This window comes from Bradyrhizobium sp. Arg237L, from assembly GCF_029990105.1.
GTDB lineage: Bacteria > Pseudomonadota > Alphaproteobacteria > Rhizobiales > Xanthobacteraceae > Bradyrhizobium.
The window spans coordinates 142,603-159,509 of record NZ_JAQMIL010000005.1 but is presented as its reverse complement, the minus strand read 5'-3'; the positions used below and the strand labels follow the sequence as shown (position 1 = coordinate 159,509).

At 62.3% G+C, this 16,907-nt stretch carries 11 protein-coding genes; 10 read left to right on the top strand and 1 reads right to left on the bottom strand.

Features of this window, described 5'->3' with window-relative positions; genetic code table 11:
* Positions 1–18 precede the first annotated feature (18 nt).
* The 8 genes from OZ411_RS04735 (at position 19) to OZ411_RS43340 (ending at position 11,045) form a co-directional block, all read left to right on the top strand.
* Entirely contained in the window at positions 19–1,428 is a 1,410-nt protein-coding gene (locus tag OZ411_RS04735; RefSeq protein WP_349016976.1) for an aldehyde dehydrogenase family protein, read from the top strand.
* A gap of 2 nt (positions 1,429–1,430) precedes the next feature.
* Positions 1,431–2,264, top strand: coding sequence for an ethanolamine utilization protein EutJ (gene eutJ, locus OZ411_RS04730; protein ID WP_282527019.1), 834 nt, complete (start codon positions 1,431–1,433; stop codon positions 2,262–2,264).
* Between the two features lie 3 nt (positions 2,265–2,267).
* Positions 2,268–2,885 carry a hypothetical protein gene (locus OZ411_RS04725; protein WP_282527018.1) on the top strand — a complete coding sequence of 206 codons (618 nt, stop codon included), beginning with the start codon at positions 2,268–2,270 and terminating at the stop codon, positions 2,883–2,885.
* Positions 2,882–4,141, top strand: coding sequence for a malate dehydrogenase (locus OZ411_RS04720; protein WP_130577586.1), 1,260 nt, complete (start codon positions 2,882–2,884; stop codon positions 4,139–4,141). Before OZ411_RS04725 ends, OZ411_RS04720 begins: the two co-directional genes overlap by 4 nt.
* A 1-nt stretch (position 4,142) precedes the next feature.
* On the top strand, positions 4,143–5,186 hold the full coding sequence (locus tag OZ411_RS04715) for an alcohol dehydrogenase catalytic domain-containing protein (RefSeq protein ID WP_282527017.1): 1,044 nt from the start codon (positions 4,143–4,145) through the stop codon (positions 5,184–5,186).
* Positions 5,187–5,334: 148 nt separating this feature from the next.
* Complete coding sequence (locus OZ411_RS04710) at positions 5,335–7,551, top strand: helix-turn-helix domain-containing protein (protein WP_282527016.1); 2,217 nt, start codon at positions 5,335–5,337, stop codon at positions 7,549–7,551.
* 280 nt (positions 7,552–7,831) lie between these two features.
* Positions 7,832–10,576 (top strand): cache domain-containing protein, encoded by a 2,745-nt coding sequence (locus tag OZ411_RS04705; RefSeq protein WP_282527015.1) that lies wholly within the window; start codon positions 7,832–7,834, stop codon positions 10,574–10,576.
* A 157-nt stretch (positions 10,577–10,733) separates the two neighbouring features.
* On the top strand, positions 10,734–11,045 hold the full coding sequence (locus tag OZ411_RS43340; RefSeq protein WP_349016975.1) for a hypothetical protein: 312 nt from the start codon (positions 10,734–10,736) through the stop codon (positions 11,043–11,045).
* Between the two features lie 25 nt (positions 11,046–11,070).
* Here the strand turns inward: OZ411_RS43340 and OZ411_RS04695 are convergent, their stop codons facing one another.
* Positions 11,071–11,754, bottom strand: a complete 684-nt coding sequence (locus OZ411_RS04695) for a GntR family transcriptional regulator (RefSeq protein WP_130577602.1) — start codon at positions 11,752–11,754, stop codon at positions 11,071–11,073.
* A 153-nt stretch (positions 11,755–11,907) separates the two neighbouring features.
* Here OZ411_RS04695 and OZ411_RS04690 point away from each other — a divergent pair, with 153 nt between their 5' ends.
* Both OZ411_RS04690 and OZ411_RS04685 read left to right on the top strand, forming a co-directional pair.
* Positions 11,908–15,312 (top strand): molybdopterin-dependent oxidoreductase, encoded by a 3,405-nt coding sequence (locus OZ411_RS04690; protein ID WP_282527013.1) that lies wholly within the window; start codon positions 11,908–11,910, stop codon positions 15,310–15,312.
* 49 nt (positions 15,313–15,361) lie between these two features.
* On the top strand, positions 15,362–16,816 hold the full coding sequence (locus OZ411_RS04685; protein ID WP_130577590.1) for a TIGR00366 family protein: 1,455 nt from the start codon (positions 15,362–15,364) through the stop codon (positions 16,814–16,816).
* The last annotated feature ends 91 nt before the right edge of the window (positions 16,817–16,907 follow it).

Genomic DNA, 16,907 nt, shown 5'->3' with positions numbered 1-16,907 from the left:
ACCTCGAAATTCGAAGGCATGAGCGAGCCGATGGGCGTGGCAGTGGATCTTGATTCCGATTTGGCGGGTTTGGCGGACGCGCGCAGCAAAGCGCGTCAGGCGCGATCGGCGTTCCGAGCATTTGCCGGAGTAGACCAGGAAAAAATCGACAACATCGTTCGGGCAATGGCTGAGGCCGGCACTGCAGCCGCCCAGGAACTCGCGCGACTGGCAGTCGATGAAACCGGGTTCGGCGTCTACGAGGACAAGATCCTCAAGAATCTCTACAACACCAAGTTCGTCGCCGCTTCCATGCTCTCGATGCGGACCATCGGAGTCTTGTGGGTGGACGAAGTCAACCGCATGACGGCCATCGGGTCGCCGATGGGCGTGATCGCGGCCATCATTCCCGTCACCAATCCGACCTCGACCGTGCTTTTCAAATGCCTGGCGGCCGTAAAGTCAGGCAATGCGATCGTGTGCGCGCCCCATCCCCGTGCTATCCGTTGCAGCGTGCGCGCGGCGGAAGTCATGGCGGAGGCGGCGGTCAAGGCCGGCGCACCGAAGGGCCTTATTTCGTGTCTCTCGCTTCCGACCATCCAGTCGACGGGCGAGCTCATGCGACACCCCGACGTCTCGGTTGTGCTGGCGACCGGAGGTCCGGGAATGGTGCGCGCGGCCTATTCCAGCGGCAAGCCGACATTTGCGGTCGGCGCCGGCAATGTGCCGGTTTATATCCATCGGTCGGTCAAGGACGTGAAAGAAGCCGCGCTGATGGCGATCACGTCGAAATCCTTCGACAACGGCACCGCATGCGTCGCCGAGCAATCCATCGTGCTGGACGAGCCGATTGCGGATGCCGCAATCGCCGCTTTCGCAGCGCAGGGAACGTTCTTCCTGAGCGCACCTGATCAGCAGCGGCTTGCGGACGTCATCTTCACCGAGAAGGGCGAACTCAGGCCAGAGGCCGTGGGCCTTTCCGCTCAGGAACTGGCGCGAAGGATCGGTCTCAACATTCCCGGCGACTGCAGGGTGCTTGGTGCCCAACTGAGCGAGGTGGGACCGCTGACACCTCTCTCGCGCGAGATCCTCGGCCCTGTCTTGTCGTTCTACCGGACGGCAGACGTTGCTGCGGCCTTTGAACGGTGCCGGCAGATTCTCGCCTTTGGCGGCGAAGGCCACACGCTCGGTCTTCATTGCGAGGACGATCAGGTGATCGCCACCCTGTCCGCGCTTCCCGCGGGCCGCATCGTCATCAATACGCCGACGCTGTTCGGCGGCATGGGCTATAGCTGCGCAACCGATCCGTCTTTCATGCTCGGCACGGGCACCTGGAGCGGCTCGATCGTCTCCGACAATGTGACCCCGCTCCATCTCATCAACATCAAGCGCATCGCCCACGAGGTGCGCCCGTGGCGCTCGCTGTATCAGGCGAACATGGGGCTCTGAGCATGCTCGCGCGCACGACATCATCGCAAGTGACTGCCAGCGTGGAGGCAACCGCGTTTCTTGAAGCGGCTGCGACGACCTTTCGCAGTCCGGCTTGCGATTCGGATGCAACGCTGTCTTTCGGAATAGACCTCGGGACCGCGACGATCGTCCTGACGGCCGTCGACCGGCAAGGGCGACCGGCCTATTGGGACAGCCTGCCCTGCCAGGCCGTGCGCGACGGTGTCGTTGTCAATTTCGGCGACGCGGTTGCTGCCGTGAAGCAACTCAAGGCCACCGCAACGGCCGCGCTGGATCGGGAGATTGCCGCGGCGGCGACGGCGTTTCCACCGGGCGTGCCACCGGCCGAGGCGAGGGCCTGCCGCTACGTCCTTGAGAACGCCGGCATCACCTGCCGACAATTGGTCGACGAGGTTACCGCGGCGCAGGCCCTGCTCCAGTTGACAGAGGGCGCGATCGTGGATGTGGGCGGCGGTTCGACTGGCGTCGGCGTCGTGATGAACGGCACGATCATCGCGCTCGATGATGAGCCCGGCGGGGGACATCATCTGGACCTGATCTTGGCCGGTGCCCTCGGCATATCGATAGAAGAAGCCGAAGAACGAAAGCGCCGCGGCGATCACGATTACTCACACATCCTGCGACCGGGCATCGAGCGGATCGCGAGCTCGATCGTTCGCCAGATCGGCGAGCATCCCGTTCAATCGATCCACCTTGCAGGCGGAGCCGTCCGGGTGCCTCACGCGGCATCGATCGTTACCGCTTTCAGCGGAATCAAGGCCTGGGCCTACCCGCACTCGGAACTCGTAACCCCCTTCGGAATCGCAATGAGCTGACTGATGGATTTCCAACTGCGCACTTACGCCTTCATCGACAGCATGCAGCCACAGGCTGCCGCGCACGTCGCCTCCACATGTCAGGGAGACGTGCCGATCGCGGGCATGTCTGAGCTCTTCATTGAAGTTGCGCCCGGCAACGAGATCTTCCGCTGCGCGGACGTTGCGCTGAAGGCAGCGGATGTCCGCCCTGCCCTCCAGATCATCGAACGCGAATTTGGCCTGCTGGAAATTCATTCCAGCACGCAATCGGAAGTGCTGGCGGCTGGCCAAGCGGTCCTCGACTATCTTGGCCTCAAGGAGGAAGACCGTGTGCGGCCTACGATCGCCTCGTCGCAATTCGTCACCAATGTGAACCCCTACCAGGCGCAGCTCATCAACAAATGGCGGAAGGGCAATCTGCTGCTGCCAAGGTCCAGTCTCTTCGTCCTTGAAGCGACGCCGGCCGCCTATGTGACGCTCGCCGGGAACGAAGCCGAGAAAGCCGCCAACATCAGCCTGATTGAAGTCCGCGCGGTCGGGCGTTTTGGCCGACTGTTCATTTCCGGCACCGAGAGCGAGGTCGAAACCGCAGCCAAGGCAGCGGTTGGCTCGCTCGAGGAGTTGGGAGCCAAGACATGAGCGTCATTTCGGTTTCTGACGTGGAGAAGGCCAATGGCGTTCTCGTCATTGCCGCGAGAGACGTTCTCACGCCGCTGGCAGCCGATCGCGCCAAGGAGCTGAACGTTCGGATCGAGCGGGCTGGTGTCGCAAAGGAGGCTGCAGCACAGGCTCCGCTGCCTTTGCGCCCAATCGTTCAAGGATCGGTAAAGCCGACGCCTGCAACCAAATCGCCAGTTGGCGGGAACTCAATTCAACCAGGCGCCCTATCGGGCGCGCTGTATCGTCGCGGCGCGCCGGTACCAACAAAGATGCGGGTTCGGGACAACCTTGAAGACGCTGCTCAGGAAAACCGACCCCGCGCTGCGGTGATCGGCGCAGGTCACGTCGGCGCCATGACGGCGCTGCGGCTCGCGGAGACCTCGCTTTTCTCGCGCGTCGTGCTTGTCGATATCATCCCGGGGCTCGCCGCCGGACTTGCGCTCGACATGTGGCACAGCGCTGGCTTGCGCGGATTTACCACCCGGATCGAAGGCAGCACCGAGCTGTCCGCACTCGAGGGCGTCAGCTACGTCGTCATGACCGCCGGCCGTCCCCGTCAGCCGGGCATGAGCCGAACCGATCTGACCGGCGTGAACGCGGAAATCGTCGGTGGTGTCGCAGATGGGATCCGGCGCCATGCGCCCAATTCGGTGGTGGTCGTCGTGACCAACCCGTTGGAGGAGATGACCCACCTGATGGCGAAGCGGACGGGGTTTCCCTCCAACCGAGTCATCGGGATGGCGGGGGTGCTCGACAGTGCGCGCTTCTGTTCCCTGATCGCGCTGGAGCGCGTTGCCAAGCCGCAGGATGTCAACGCCATCGCACTCGGCAGTCATGGCGCAGAAATGGTCATTCCCTTGAGCCTTGCGACTGCGAACGGACGTCCGCTCGAGGAACTGATCGCCAAGGATCGTCTCGCCGCCATCGTCGAGCGCGCGCGGGACTCCGGCGCCGAGGTCGTCAAGCTGCTTCAGAAGGGAAGCGCCTATTTTTCGCCAGCGGAGTCGGCGGCCTCGATGGTGGCGGCCATGGTGCGAGGCGGCAGCTCCTTGATCGCCGCGTGCGTGCAATCAGGAGGCGCATATGGCGTGGCGGATACGCGGATCGGTCTTCCGGTCCGCCTCGACGCCAATGGCGTGAAGGAGATCGTGAAGCTGCCGCTCAGGCCCGATGAACAGGCGGCCCTCGCGGAGGCCGCGCGAAGCATTGCCAAACGCATTTCCGAACTGGGCTGACATGCGCGCCGTTGTCTATCAGGGACCGGGAACCATCGCCGTCCGGGACGTGCCGCCTCCGCGGCTGGAAGCTCCTGACGATGCGCTGGTCCGGGTCGATCTGGCCGGCATCTGCGGCACCGATCTGCACGTCATCGCCGGCGATTTTGCGGGCATTCAACCCGGCGCGATCATCGGCCATGAATTCGTCGGCGAAGTCATTGCCGTCGGCAGCGCCGTCACACGGTTCAAAATCGGTGACCGCGTCACGTCGTCCGACTTCACCGCCTGCGGCCACTGCCATTGGTGCAACCGGGGCGACCATTGGGAATGTCGGGAAAGGGCGTTCTTCGGCACGGGAACTTCCTTTGGGCCTCCCCTCGCCGGTGCGCAGGCGGAAATCGTTCGCGTGCCGCATGCCGAGACCACACTTGGACTCTTATCCAAAGGCTGCTCCGACGAGGCGGCGATCCTGCTCGGCGACAACCTGGCGACGGGTTGGGCGGCGGTCGAGCGCAGCGGCCTCCTGCCGGGTGAGACCGTCGCCATCATCGGCGGCGGGACGGTTGGTCAGCTTGCGGCCCTGTCGGCGCAAGCCGCGGGAGCCGGCGCCGTCATCGTGATCGAGCCGAGCAAGGTACGACGCGCATTCGCCCGCGCCAATGGCAGCCTCGCCGCCACTCCGGAACAGGCCTCCGCACTGGTCGCCCGCCTGACCGATGGAGAAGGTGTCGACGTGGTCGTCGAGGCCGTAGGCAACACCGCCGCCTTGTCTGTCGGATTCGACCTGGTGCGGAAGCGCGGTCGCATCATCTCGGTCGGCGCGCATGCAGCCGAAGGCTGGTCATTTCCCCTCGCAAAGAGCTTTGCCAATGAGCTGACGCTGAGCTTCGCCATAGGTGATTCCATCCGTCTCCGTTCGCGCCTGCTGTCGCTGATCACGACGGGCGTTCTCGATCCCACGGTGGTGGTGGATCGCAGGATTGGATTTGCCGGCGCGGCCCAGGCCTATGCCGATCTCAAGGCACAGAGGATCATGAAAGCCGTGATCGATCCCCGGATCTGATTGAGATCAGCCCTGCCCCGGTTGCCAAATTGGGCCAACCAGAGCAAGCTTCCAGAAGCGGCAGCTATACTGCATCGCACAAGACAAGGTTCGCGACAACGACGAACAGTTGCGGTGTCGGATTCTGGGCCGCGCGGGAGGAGTGTCCATGAGCAGGACCGCGCATTTCGCGCAGAGGGAAGCGCTTGCGGATCATCCGGACCTTGCGCTCGAGCCGTTGCGACAGGCGATCGTCACGCTCGCCAACGCAGCCGATCGCGGCCCTCAGGCGCTGTTTGCCGAGGCACGCATCCTGTTTCGCAACCTCCTCGCCGCCCGCGATGTCCGGCTTCTCGTCCGCTCGGCCGGCGCGTGGCGCGAGTGGGAGAAGCTCAATGATGGCGCCGACGAAGCGCTGATCGAGAGCTTGCCGGATGCGCTGGCGGATATCGTCCGTTTCGACGATTCCGTTTTCGTCCCGGTCCAGGTCGGCAGCGTCGCCCTTCTGGTCGAGGGCATCAACAACGCGGCTGCGCTGCACGGCAGCGCCGCGACTTTATCCCGCGTCCTCAGGCTCGCGATCGCATCGAGCGAGAGCCAGCACGGCAACCCCGACAAGCTTGAAGCGATCCGCGTCTTTCAGCGCGTGGCAAACAAGATCCTGAAGAGCCGAAATCTCCAGGAGATCTTTCTGCAGATCACCCACGAGGCGAAGGCCCGCCTTTCCGCGGATATCTGCGGCATCATGCTGCTCGAGGACGACGCACTGGTGATGAAGCGCTGCACCGGTAATCTGGCCGCAGAGACTGCGTCGCTGAGCATGAAAGCCGGGCAAGGTGTCGGCGGCCGCGTCCTCGAGACCCGCCAGCCCTGCTCGATCGAGGACTACGTTCAAAGCGAAATCATCAGCCGCGACTTCATGAGCCTTGCGCGCGCCGAACGTGTCCGTTCCGCGCTTGCAGTCCCCCTTATGTCCCAGGATCAGGTGATCGGCGTTCTCGAAGTCTGGCGGCGCAAGCCGTCGACATTTACGCCGCAGCATACGGCGGAGCTCGCTACGCTCGCCAATCTCGCTTCGCTGGCGATCGAGAACGCGGCCCTGCTAGAAGCGCGCGAGCTGGCGGCTCAGAAACTGAAGGAAGCCCACGCGGAACTGCAGCAGCGGTACGACGTGATCCGCAATTCCGCCGACCTGCAGGAAAGCCTTATCTTCACGCTCCTCAATGGCGGCGGTCTGTCCGAAATTGCGCAACGCGCGCACGAACACCTCCGCACTCCCGTGCTTCTGCTCGACAAGCACCTCGATGTGCGGGCCTGCCATCCCGAATTGTCCGCCGGAGAAGGCGTCCTCCACGCCATCCGCATCGGAATCTCGCAGAACAGGGGCTCGGAAACCAGATACAGAACGCTCTCCGCAGGGCCGCTGCGCTTCGCCTTTCAGAGCATAACCGCCGGATCGGAACAGTTGGGTTGGGCCGTTCTGATCGATCCGCAGATCGAAGACGAAAGCGCGCAACTCGCCATCACCGAGCTGTGCGTGACTGCCGCGCTCCATCAGACCAAGGAAAGAGCGGCGGCCCGTGCGCTGAGCGACAAGCTGGCCACGCTGACCTGGGATCTGCTGGAGGGAACGGACCATCTGCGGCAGTTGGCCCTGCAGCGGGCGAAGGAGCTGAACGCCGAGATTCCGGCGGAATATTGCGTCGCCGTTTGTCGCATCGACGGGCTCGACAAGCCTGACCAATCAGGCGTCCTGACCGGTGGCGAAATCGAGGGCCGCCGCCGTTCCGTCGCCGAGGCGCCGAACAATCTGCCGGTGCGCCACATTGCAAAGCTCTCGGGACTGCGTGGAAACGAGCTTGCGATCGTCATTTCCACCTGCGAAGCCGTACGGGCCCGCGATTTTGCCCAGAGCCTCATTGCCGAGATCATGCGCCGCGTCCCCGGATCGATCGCGCGCATCGGCCTGAGCCGGAGCTGTTCCGACCCGATGTCGATGCCAGCCGCCTGGAAGGACGCGCGCATTGCACTCGACGTCGCCTGTCAGAGCCGCAAGGCCACGGTCATCGATTACGACGACGTCGGAGTTGCCGGACTGTTGATGAGCATCCGCGACGGAACCGATTTCCAGGGATTCGTCAGCGAGACCCTAGGAGAATTGCTGAAGGAGAAGAGCCCGCAACGCGAGACCCTGTTGCAGACCTTGCGCGTGTTCTTTGCATGCAATTGTTCTCAGCAGGCGGCAGCGAAGGAACTGCGAACTCACCAGAAAACCGTTGCCTATCGGCTCGACAAGATCGAGCGCGTGACAGGTCTGAAGCTCGCTGCACATGAGCAGCGGGTCCTTCTCTATCTCGCGCTGCGGATGAACGACCTGACCGCCTGATCTAGCCGGCCGCAAATGATGGCATCGACGCGCCCCTTCACGGCCGCCTGCAGCGACTCCTTCGGATAGCCGTATCCGAGGGCGCCACATGGGGAGACGACGCGGTAAATGAGCTTTGGCATCGAATTGCCCTTTCCAAAAAAGCGCGCAGACCATCATCGTTACGGCTGTAACTGCTCAGTCCGATCGCGTCATGATCCAGTAGCAGAGCTCGCCAACATTTGAAGACGGCACAGGCCGTGCCTGGCAGTGCCCTTGCTCACGCGTGCGAGGATGTCGAATGAACATCGTCTCGCGCAACGGAGACCGAAGGATTTGTCTGAAGCGTCATTTACACAACGGCATGACTAGCGTCGCGATCAAGATGATTGTCCTGAGCATCGCAGATCGCATTTCGTCAGCGATCGACGTCAGAGCGCTACTCGCTCGACGGGCGTTGCAGGATCGCGGACAGAAGGTAAGCAAACAAGTGACTCTTTTATCACGCCTATTCCTGCTGGTGGCTATCGCATTGATCCCAGCTATCGCGATTCAAGCCTACAATGAATTCCAATTCCGTTGCGCCCGCCAAGTCGAAGTGCAAAACCAGGCACTCAACCTGGCGGAGCTCGCCGCGGCCGAACAGCGCCAGATCGTCCAGGGAATGCATCAAGCCCTGATCGCGCTGTCGGAGCTTCCGGCGATAAAGGCGAAGAACCCAGAAGGATGCAATGCCTATCTCGCCAGGATCAAGCGACGATACCCGGGGTTCATCAGCTTTATCGTGGTCGACACCAACGGTGATGCCTTCTGTGACACCAACAATGATCAAAAGCGATCGACCGCGGCTGGAAGGCCCTACTTCGCCGACGTACTGAAAACCGGCAAATTCACGGTCGGAGAGTTCGCAATCGGTCGGCAGACCGGTCGCAAGGTCCTTCATTTTGCGCTGCCCTTCTATGGCGACGATGCCCGGCTTGGCGGCGTCGTTATAGCCGCCCTCAGCCTGGATTGGCTTGCCGGCTCCATCGCTCAGCAGGATGTGCCGCCGGGGGCTGCACTTGCGATCACGGACCGGAACGGCACGTACCTGGCCCGTTATCCCGATAACGACCGCTTTGTCAGCCGGACGATACCCGGGGATAACGATCGAAAGCCCGACCATCGGAGCACTGCCGACATCGTCGATCTCGATGGTGTGGAGCGGATCGTCGGCTATTCGGTTTTGCAAGACGGAGGGCTCGTTATCGCCTTTGGCCTCGACAAAGCCCGGGCGTTCACGGAGATCCAGCACGGCACACAGCGTGGCGTCTTCCTGATCGTACTGAGCACCGCACTGGTGTTGAGCCTGACATCGCTGGGAGCTCGGCGGTTCATCCATCGCCCGCTTGAGCAACTGGTCGACGCCGCCAACCAATGGCGGCTGGGCGACCTTGCACGACGCGTCGACATCCAAGGAACATCCGAAATCATCCGGGTCGCCGAAGCGTTCAACACCATGGCCGACGCGCTCCAACGCCGCGAGCACGAATTGTCCGAAGCAAAGGAGAGAGCCGAGGAAGCTGCCGCTCGGTTCACCATGATCTTTGAGAACACCACCGACAGCGTGCTTATCGTCGATCGGGATTGGCGGGTCAGCTATCTCAATGGACCGGCCTCGGCGAGTGTCGCCCACGGCCGGGACATCGTCGGCATGGCCCTTTCAGAAGCCTTTCCGGTCGCCGCCGAGCTGGAAGCCTTGAAGAAAATTCGGGAGGCAACGTCAGAGCGACGGCCGACCTATCTCGAAATGTTTTGCCCGCGCATGGAGGCCTGGTACGCAATCAATGCCTTTCCCTCCAGCCACGGCCTCGCGGTCTTCCTCCGCGACATCACCGATCACAAGCAGGCGTTGGAGGAGCGTCGTCTGATGGAGGAGCAGCTCCATCAGAGCCAGAAGATGGAGGCCGTCGGCCAGCTCACCGGCGGCGTCGCACACGACTTCAACAACCTGCTTACGGTGATCTCTGCGAACCTCGAACTCATCGAGGATGCCCCAGATATCGGCAAGATCCGGCAATACGCAGCAGCGGCACGACGTTCCGTCCATCGCGGAACGAAGCTTACGACGCAACTTCTCGCCTTTTCCCGTGGGCACGCATTGAAGCCGGAATTGGTCAACGCCAATCGACTCCTTTCCGAATTCCAGGGCCTCATCCGCCAAGCCGTCGGGAACGGATGCGAAGTCGAACTGCGGCTCGACGAAGCATTATGGATGTGTCGCGTTGATCCGTCGCTTCTGGAGACCGCTCTTCTCAACCTGGCCTTGAATGCGCGCGATGCCATGCCCGATGGAGGTGTGCTGCGGATCGAAACCCGGAACATGGTCCAGGACAAGAGCTCAATGTCCGGCTGTCCGCCCGGATCGTATGTGAGGCTGTCCGTCGCAGACACCGGCTGCGGAATGTCCCCGGAAGTGCGGGATCGCGTGTTTGAGCCATTCTTCACGACCAAGGATGTCGGGAAGGGTACGGGACTCGGACTCAGCATGGTCTATGGCTTTGTTCGACAGTCTGGCGGTCATATTGCCATCAACAGCGCACCCGGAGCCGGAACGACGATCGATCTATACCTCCCCAGCGCTGCGCAAGCGCGCGAGGCTGATCCGGAGCGCACTCAACCCCAGGCCATACCGACCGGCACGGAGCGAATTCTACTCGTTGAAGACAACGAGGATCTGCTGGAGGCCACGTCAGCCATGCTGACCACGTGCGGCTATCAGGTTTCCTGCGCCCGGAACGGCATGGACGCGCTTCGGATACTCCAGAGCGGTCAGGATTTTGAGCTCTTGCTGAGTGATATCGTAATGCCCAACGGAATGAGCGGAGTTGAGCTTGCTCGCGAAGCGAGGAAGCTCGGCAAAGATATCAGAATCCTGCTCGCCTCCGGCTATGCGGCGGATGTATTGGAGCGACACAATGCGGTCGGGGAGTTTCCAATTGTCGAAAAGCCCTTCCGCCTGGCAGACCTTGCCCGGCGTCTGCACGCGATGCTGAACGAAGCATGAGCGCTGACCCGTTTACTCCCGATATCGCCAGTCGCGTAGGCCACGAAACCTATCACGGTTTTAGCTCTGACGTTCCGACGACGAAGGTTGCCGCAAGGCTGATCGGAACGTCAGACCCACCGCACGAGATCATGATCCGATTAGGCGGAATCGGATCATGATCTCATCTCTTTGTTTGAGCATGATCTCCGCGCAAACGCTTCGCGTTTGTCGCGAGGGAAAACCGGTTTCCACTTTTCCGGATCATGCTCTGAGGCTGCAGAAAAGCGATCTCGAAGTGCATGCCGTCCTGGCGCCCGTTGAAGTGGCCGCCTCAGTAGAAGCCGTGCTGGTTGGCGATCGGGACCAGCTTGCGTACGCTCCCTTGGCTGCCGACCAGGGCCGGCGTGTTGCCGAACTTGTTAAAGTGTTCATTGATATCGAACGCCGTGCCAGAGGCATGATCGCTCAAAGAGCTAAAGCGGGATGACGATTCGAAGAAAAGTCATCACGCTTCAGCGCCCCCGGCCGCGATTGGCGGCAATCGGTTCGCGCGGGATCGTCACCTGTGACAACGCTTCAACAAAGATGGGCTCCCAGGCCCTGATATGATGCCTGAGCAGATTTGTGAGAGCCTCCTCCTTGCCGGCAATCGCAAACTCAATGATCTGATAGTGCTCCGCGGTTGACTCATTCTGGCGGGCAAGGCCTGCACGCGACTTGATACCGTAAAGTCGCATTTGGTCACGCAATCCCATCACCAACTCGGTGAGGCGTGCATTGTCCGCCGTAGCCGTCAGCATCTGATGAAAGCTTCGATCGGATTCGAGATAGAGCCTCAGGTCTTCCGTTCTCACCGCGCGCGCGATGTCATCGGCAAAGCGATAAAGCCCTTCGAGATCCCTCTTTGGCTTGCGTGCGACGATCGCCGCCGCATGGAGCTCCAGGACTTCGCGGAGATCAAACAGGTTGCGGAGTTCGGTCAAGGTCGGTTCCACTACCTTGAAGCCCCGATTGCGCATGGGTTCGATCAGCCCGCTGCGCGTCAACTCCAGCAGCGCTTCCCGCACGGGAGTCGTCGAGATGCCGAGGCTCGTGGCCAGCGTCGGCACGGAATACATGGTTCCCGGCATGCTCTGGCCGGAAATGATCTCGGCCCGCACCTGCTGCACCACCTGCTCCCGCAAATTCTGCTCCATCCCCCCTCCCGCTCCGTCGGTTCCAGAGCCCTCCGGTTTAGCAAGTGCAGCACAATAAATGCGCTTGACGGAGGATATGCCCACAGATCATGCTGTGTAAAGCGTTACAGTAACGCGCTACATTAACTTCCCTGTGACACGGTTTCATTGACGATGGCTGAGCGCATCCCGGGCTATTGCACGCTCTGCCGATCACGGTGCGGCTCGACCATGGTGGTCGAGAAGGGCCGGCTGATCAGCGTCGAGAGCCTGCAAGGGCATCCGACCGGCGGAGCGCTATGTGCAAAAGGCCGCGCCGCACCGGAGATGGTCCACAGTCCGCGGCGGCTGACCAAACCGCTTCGTCGAACGGCACCGCGAGACGCTGCCGATCCGGGCTGGACCGAAATTTCCTGGGACGAGGCTCTGGACGACATCGTCCGAGAGCTCGGCGGCATTCGCAGAACATCCGGCGCTGAAGCCGTGGCCTTTGCCGTCACCACGCCCAGCGGCACGCCGATGGTCGACAGCTTCGAGTGGGTCGAGCGCTTCATCAGGTGCTTCGGCAGTCCAAATCTGATCTACGGGGTCGAAATCTGCGGCTGGCACAAGGACTATGCCCATGCCCTGACTTTCGGCCGCGGTATCGGCTTTCCCGATTATGAGCACGCCGACGCCATCGTGTTGTGGGGACATAATCCCGCCCGGACATGGCTTGCCCAGGCGACCCGTATTGCCAATGCGCGACGACGCGGAGCGCGGATTGCAGTGGTCGATCCCAAGCCGAACGGATCGGGACAGGACGCTGACGTCTGGCTACGCATCCGTCCCGGCTCGGACGGAGCCCTGGCCATGGGCGCAATCCGGCATCTCATCGCGACAGGATCGTTCGATGCGAGCTTCGTCACGCGCTGGACCAACGGGCCTTTCCTGGTCGACACCGATACAGGCCGCTTCGTTCGTGCCAACGAACTCTGGGACAATCAATCGTCGGAAGCTTTCGTCGTGCTGGATCAGTCCGGAACGGCGCGGGCCTACGACACCCGCGCTGCGGCTCTCGATCCTGCGCACTGCAGGCTGGATGGCCGGACGACGCTCGCCGCGCGCGATGGTCGCGTGATCGCTGCGGCGACCGCTTTTCGTCTGCTGGCTACGGAGGCTGCCCCCTACACCATCGCTCGCGTCGCCGAAGTGAGCTGGCTCGAGGAGCGCGACATCGCGGCGTTCTACGGTCTGTTCGAGAACAGCCCGAGACTCGCCTACCACGCGTGGACCGGCGTCGGCCAGCATACCAATGCGACGATGACCGAGCGGGCGATCGCGACGCTCTACGCGCTGACCGGCGCCTGCGACCGGCCGGGCGGCAATGTCTGGCCGGTGCCGCCACCGACGCGGAGCGTCAACGACTATGCCTTGTTGCCGCCGGAACAGAAGGCCAAAGCGCTCGGCATCGACGAATTGCCGCTCGGGCCGCCAAGCAGGGGATGGATCACGGCGCGCGATTTCAGCCGCGCCGTGCTCACGGGTGAGCCCTATCGCGTCCACGCGCTGATGAGCTTCGGCACGAACTTCATGGTTTCGCAGGGCCACTCCTCGCGTAATCGGGACGCATTGCGTGCGCTCGACTTCCACGTTCACGTCGACATGTTCATGAATCCGACGGCCGAGAATGCGGACATCATTCTGCCGGCCAATATGCCGTGGGAGCGGGACGCCCTCAAAATCGGTTTCGAGATCACGCAGGATGCCGTCGAGACGATACAATTCCGTCCGCAGATGCTTCCGCGTCTCGGCGAGTGCAAAGCCGACTATGAAATCGCAGCCGAGCTCGCCGTCAGGCTGGGCCTGGCAAACGAATTCTTCGGTGGCGACATCCGCGCCGGCTGGAACCATCAGCTCGCACCGCTCGGCGTAACGGTCGACGAACTGCGTCAGCATCCAGAGGGCCTGCGCTTTCCCCAGCCGTTTCGGCACGAAAAATACGCACTGCAGCGGGATGACGGCACGATTGCGGGCTTTGCCACGCCCACCCGCCGCGTCGAAATCTATTCGGAATTGATGCTCGATCATGGCTACGCACCGCTGCCGAGCCATATCGAGCCTGCCGAAAGCCCGTTTGCGGACACCGCCGACAGCCGTTTCCCACTGGTGCTCACCACAGCCAAGAGCGGTTGGTTCGTGCACAGCTCGCACCGTCACATCGCCTCGCTTCGAAAGAAAACGCCTGATCCCGCGATCGAGATCAGCGGCACGCTCGCGGCGCGGCGCGGTCTCAAGGATGGCGACTGGGCGATTGTCGAGACGTCAACGGGAGAGGTACGGCTGCGCGTGCGGCTGAACGAATCTCTCGACGATCGCGTCGCCATCGCCGAGTTCGGTTGGTGGGAGGATTGTCCGCCACTGGGCCGGGACGCGACCACCCCCGCCGGATTTCCGACATCGAACATGAACGACGGCTTGAGCGACGCGACGCGTGATCCGGTCAGCGGCTCGGTGCCGCTGCGGGCGATACGTTGCGACATTCGCAAGGACGAGACCGCGAGCCGTGGCCGCTGGGTCGGCCAGCGCGCTTTCTCGGTCGCCGCCATCCGCAACGAGTCCAACGATGTCGCCGCGCTCGATCTCATCCCGCGCGACGGCGGCGCGCTTCCCGCGTTCCGGCCGGGACAGCACGTCATGCTGGGCCTGCCGGGAATCGATGTGACCCGCGCCTATTCGTTGACCGGTCATGACGGCCAGGATGTCCTGTCGGTCGCAATAAAGAAACGGCGTTCCGACGATTTGGCCCTCACCCGCGACACCGGTCATCTTTCCGCTCATATCCATCGTCTGACCGTCGGGGATGAAGTCCGGATCGAGGCGCCGAGAGGAATTTTCACCCCACCGCTGGCGGGACCCCGGCCTCTCATTTTTCTCGCGGCCGGTATCGGCATTACACCCTTTATGAGTCATCTCGAAGCGCTAGCGGAACGCGAGCCGACGGAGCGCGTCGCCAAGGTGCTTCTGCTCTACGGCTGTCGCAACGGCAGTGAGCATCCTTTTGCCCGGCGGCTGCGGGAGCTTGCAGACCTCTTGCCAGGGCTCGATCTCGTCACGGCGTTTTCAGCGCCGCGCGCGCAGGATCGCTGTCCGCGGGACTACGATTATGCGGGCCGGCTCGACCTGTCGGCGATCGATCCGCTGCTGCCGCAAAGGCCTCTTGTCTATCTTTGCGGCTCGCCGGACTTCGCGACATCAATGACTGCGCGGCTGGTCGAACGGGGCATGCCGCGCTTCGACGTATTTGCGGAGGCGTTCGCATCGCCGCCGATCGTGCCGCAGACGTTGAAGCCACAGACGGTTCACGTCGTCGGTACCGACAAGAGCTTTATCTGGTCGCCCGAACTCGGAACCCTTCTGGATGCCGCCCAGGCGGCAGGCCTGTCTCTGCCCAGCGGTTGCCGTGTCGGCCAATGCGAGAGCTGCGCCATGCGCATCGTCAAGGGCGACGTCGCACAACTCGGCGGCGATGACGGCGCGGCGGATCAGTGCCTGACCTGCCAGACGGTTCCTCTCTCCGAACTCACGCTCGCGCTTTGACCGGCAATGACGCGACGAAACCAACACAGACATAATAATGGGGGCTGCAATGACCGATGCTACGCATAGAAATTCCTTTCCGGACAAAATGCCGATGCAGGCCAACCCGCTTGCAAGGCTTTCGCAGCATATGGTCGCCTTCGCCGAGCGTTGGTTTCCGGATGCCTATGTGTTCGTTCTGATTGCCGTGGTCGTGATCGCGCTCGGCACCATCGCGCATGGGGGCTCACCGCTTGCGGTCAGCCGCGCCTTCGGCGACGGCTTCTGGAATCTCATTCCGTTCACGATGCAAATGGCGCTGGTCGCGATCGGAGGCTACGTGGTCGCGATGTCGCCACCTGTCGCGGCGGTGCTGCGGCGGCTGGCGGCCGTCCCCTCCACCGCGCGCGGCGCTGTGGTCTTCGTCGGTGTGCTCAGTATTGTCCTGTCGCTGCTGAACTGGGGTCTCAGCCTGATCTTTTCCGGCCTGCTGGTGCGCGAAATCGCGCGGCGCAAGGACATCAGGCTGGACTATCGCGCGGCCGGCGCGGCTGGCTATCTCGGCCTGGGCTGCGGTTTCACGCTCGGCATTACGTCGTCAGCCGCCCAGCTTCAGGCCAATGCGGCCAGCATCCCGAGCTCGCTGTTGCCGATCACCGGCGTCATCGGTTTCTCCGAGACGATTCTGACATGGCAGAATCTGGTCACGACAGTGATCGTGACCGCGCTGTCCGCGGTGATCTGCTACCTGACGGCGCCAAATCCGACGCAGGTCAAGACCGCTGAGGAGCTTGGCGTATCTCTGGACGACGACCGGATTGAGCCGAAGAAGCCGGCACGGCCCGGCGACTTTCTCGAGTTCAGTCCCATTTTGACAATCTTGATCGTCGTGCTGGCGCTGGGCTGGCTCTGGCAAACCTTTCAGTCCGGCAATCCGCTGATCACCCTGTCGGGCCTGAACACTTACAATTTCGTCTTTCTGGTGCTTGGCATCCTCCTGCATTGGCGTCCGCGCAGCCTGCTCGAGGCTTTTTCCAAGGCCATGCCAAGCGTCTCGGGCGTGCTGTTGCAGTTTCCTTTCTACGCCGGCATCGCCCAGATGCTGACCAAGGTGCCAAATAGCAGCGGAGTGACGCTGTCGGACACCATCGCGCACTGGTTTGTGGACGCATCAGCCAATTCGACCGTTTTCTCGTTTTTGGTCGGGCTCTATTCCGCGGTGCTGGGCTTCTTCATCCCGTCGGCCGGCGGCAAGTGGATCATCGAGGCCCCGTACATCATGAAGGCGGCCAATGAGATCGGGGCTCATTTGGGCTGGACCGTGATGATCTATAACATCGCGGAGACGCTGCCGAACTTCATCAATCCATTCTGGATGCTTCCGCTGCTCGGCATACTCGGGTTGAAGTCAAAAGACCTGATCGGCTACACCTCGGTGCAGTTCTTTGTGCATTTCCCGATCGTCATGATCGTTGCGGCACTCCTGATGACGACGTTCACCTATCACCCGCCAATTCTTCCCTGATTGACCGCTGAGCCGCGCGAACTGACACGCCGGGACGACCGCATTGACGTCCCGGCGTGTCCTCGTCCGGCATGCCGGAGCACAACGTCGA

Coding starts and splice junctions, on each gene's coding strand:
- OZ411_RS04710 (WP_282527016.1), top strand. CDS start 5,335: ATGAGCAGGACCGCGCATTTCGCGCAGAGGGAAGCGCTTGCGGATCAT.
- OZ411_RS04685 (WP_130577590.1), top strand. CDS start 15,362: ATGACCGATGCTACGCATAGAAATTCCTTTCCGGACAAAATGCCGATG.
- OZ411_RS04695 (WP_130577602.1), bottom strand. CDS start 11,754: ATGGAGCAGAATTTGCGGGAGCAGGTGGTGCAGCAGGTGCGGGCCGAG.
- OZ411_RS04735 (WP_349016976.1), top strand. CDS start 19: ATGAGCGAGCCGATGGGCGTGGCAGTGGATCTTGATTCCGATTTGGCG.
- OZ411_RS04720 (WP_130577586.1), top strand. CDS start 2,882: ATGAGCGTCATTTCGGTTTCTGACGTGGAGAAGGCCAATGGCGTTCTC.
- OZ411_RS43340 (WP_349016975.1), top strand. CDS start 10,734: ATGATCTCATCTCTTTGTTTGAGCATGATCTCCGCGCAAACGCTTCGC.
- OZ411_RS04725 (WP_282527018.1), top strand. CDS start 2,268: ATGGATTTCCAACTGCGCACTTACGCCTTCATCGACAGCATGCAGCCA.
- OZ411_RS04715 (WP_282527017.1), top strand. CDS start 4,143: ATGCGCGCCGTTGTCTATCAGGGACCGGGAACCATCGCCGTCCGGGAC.
- OZ411_RS04690 (WP_282527013.1), top strand. CDS start 11,908: ATGGCTGAGCGCATCCCGGGCTATTGCACGCTCTGCCGATCACGGTGC.
- eutJ (WP_282527019.1), top strand. CDS start 1,431: ATGCTCGCGCGCACGACATCATCGCAAGTGACTGCCAGCGTGGAGGCA.
- OZ411_RS04705 (WP_282527015.1), top strand. CDS start 7,832: ATGAACATCGTCTCGCGCAACGGAGACCGAAGGATTTGTCTGAAGCGT.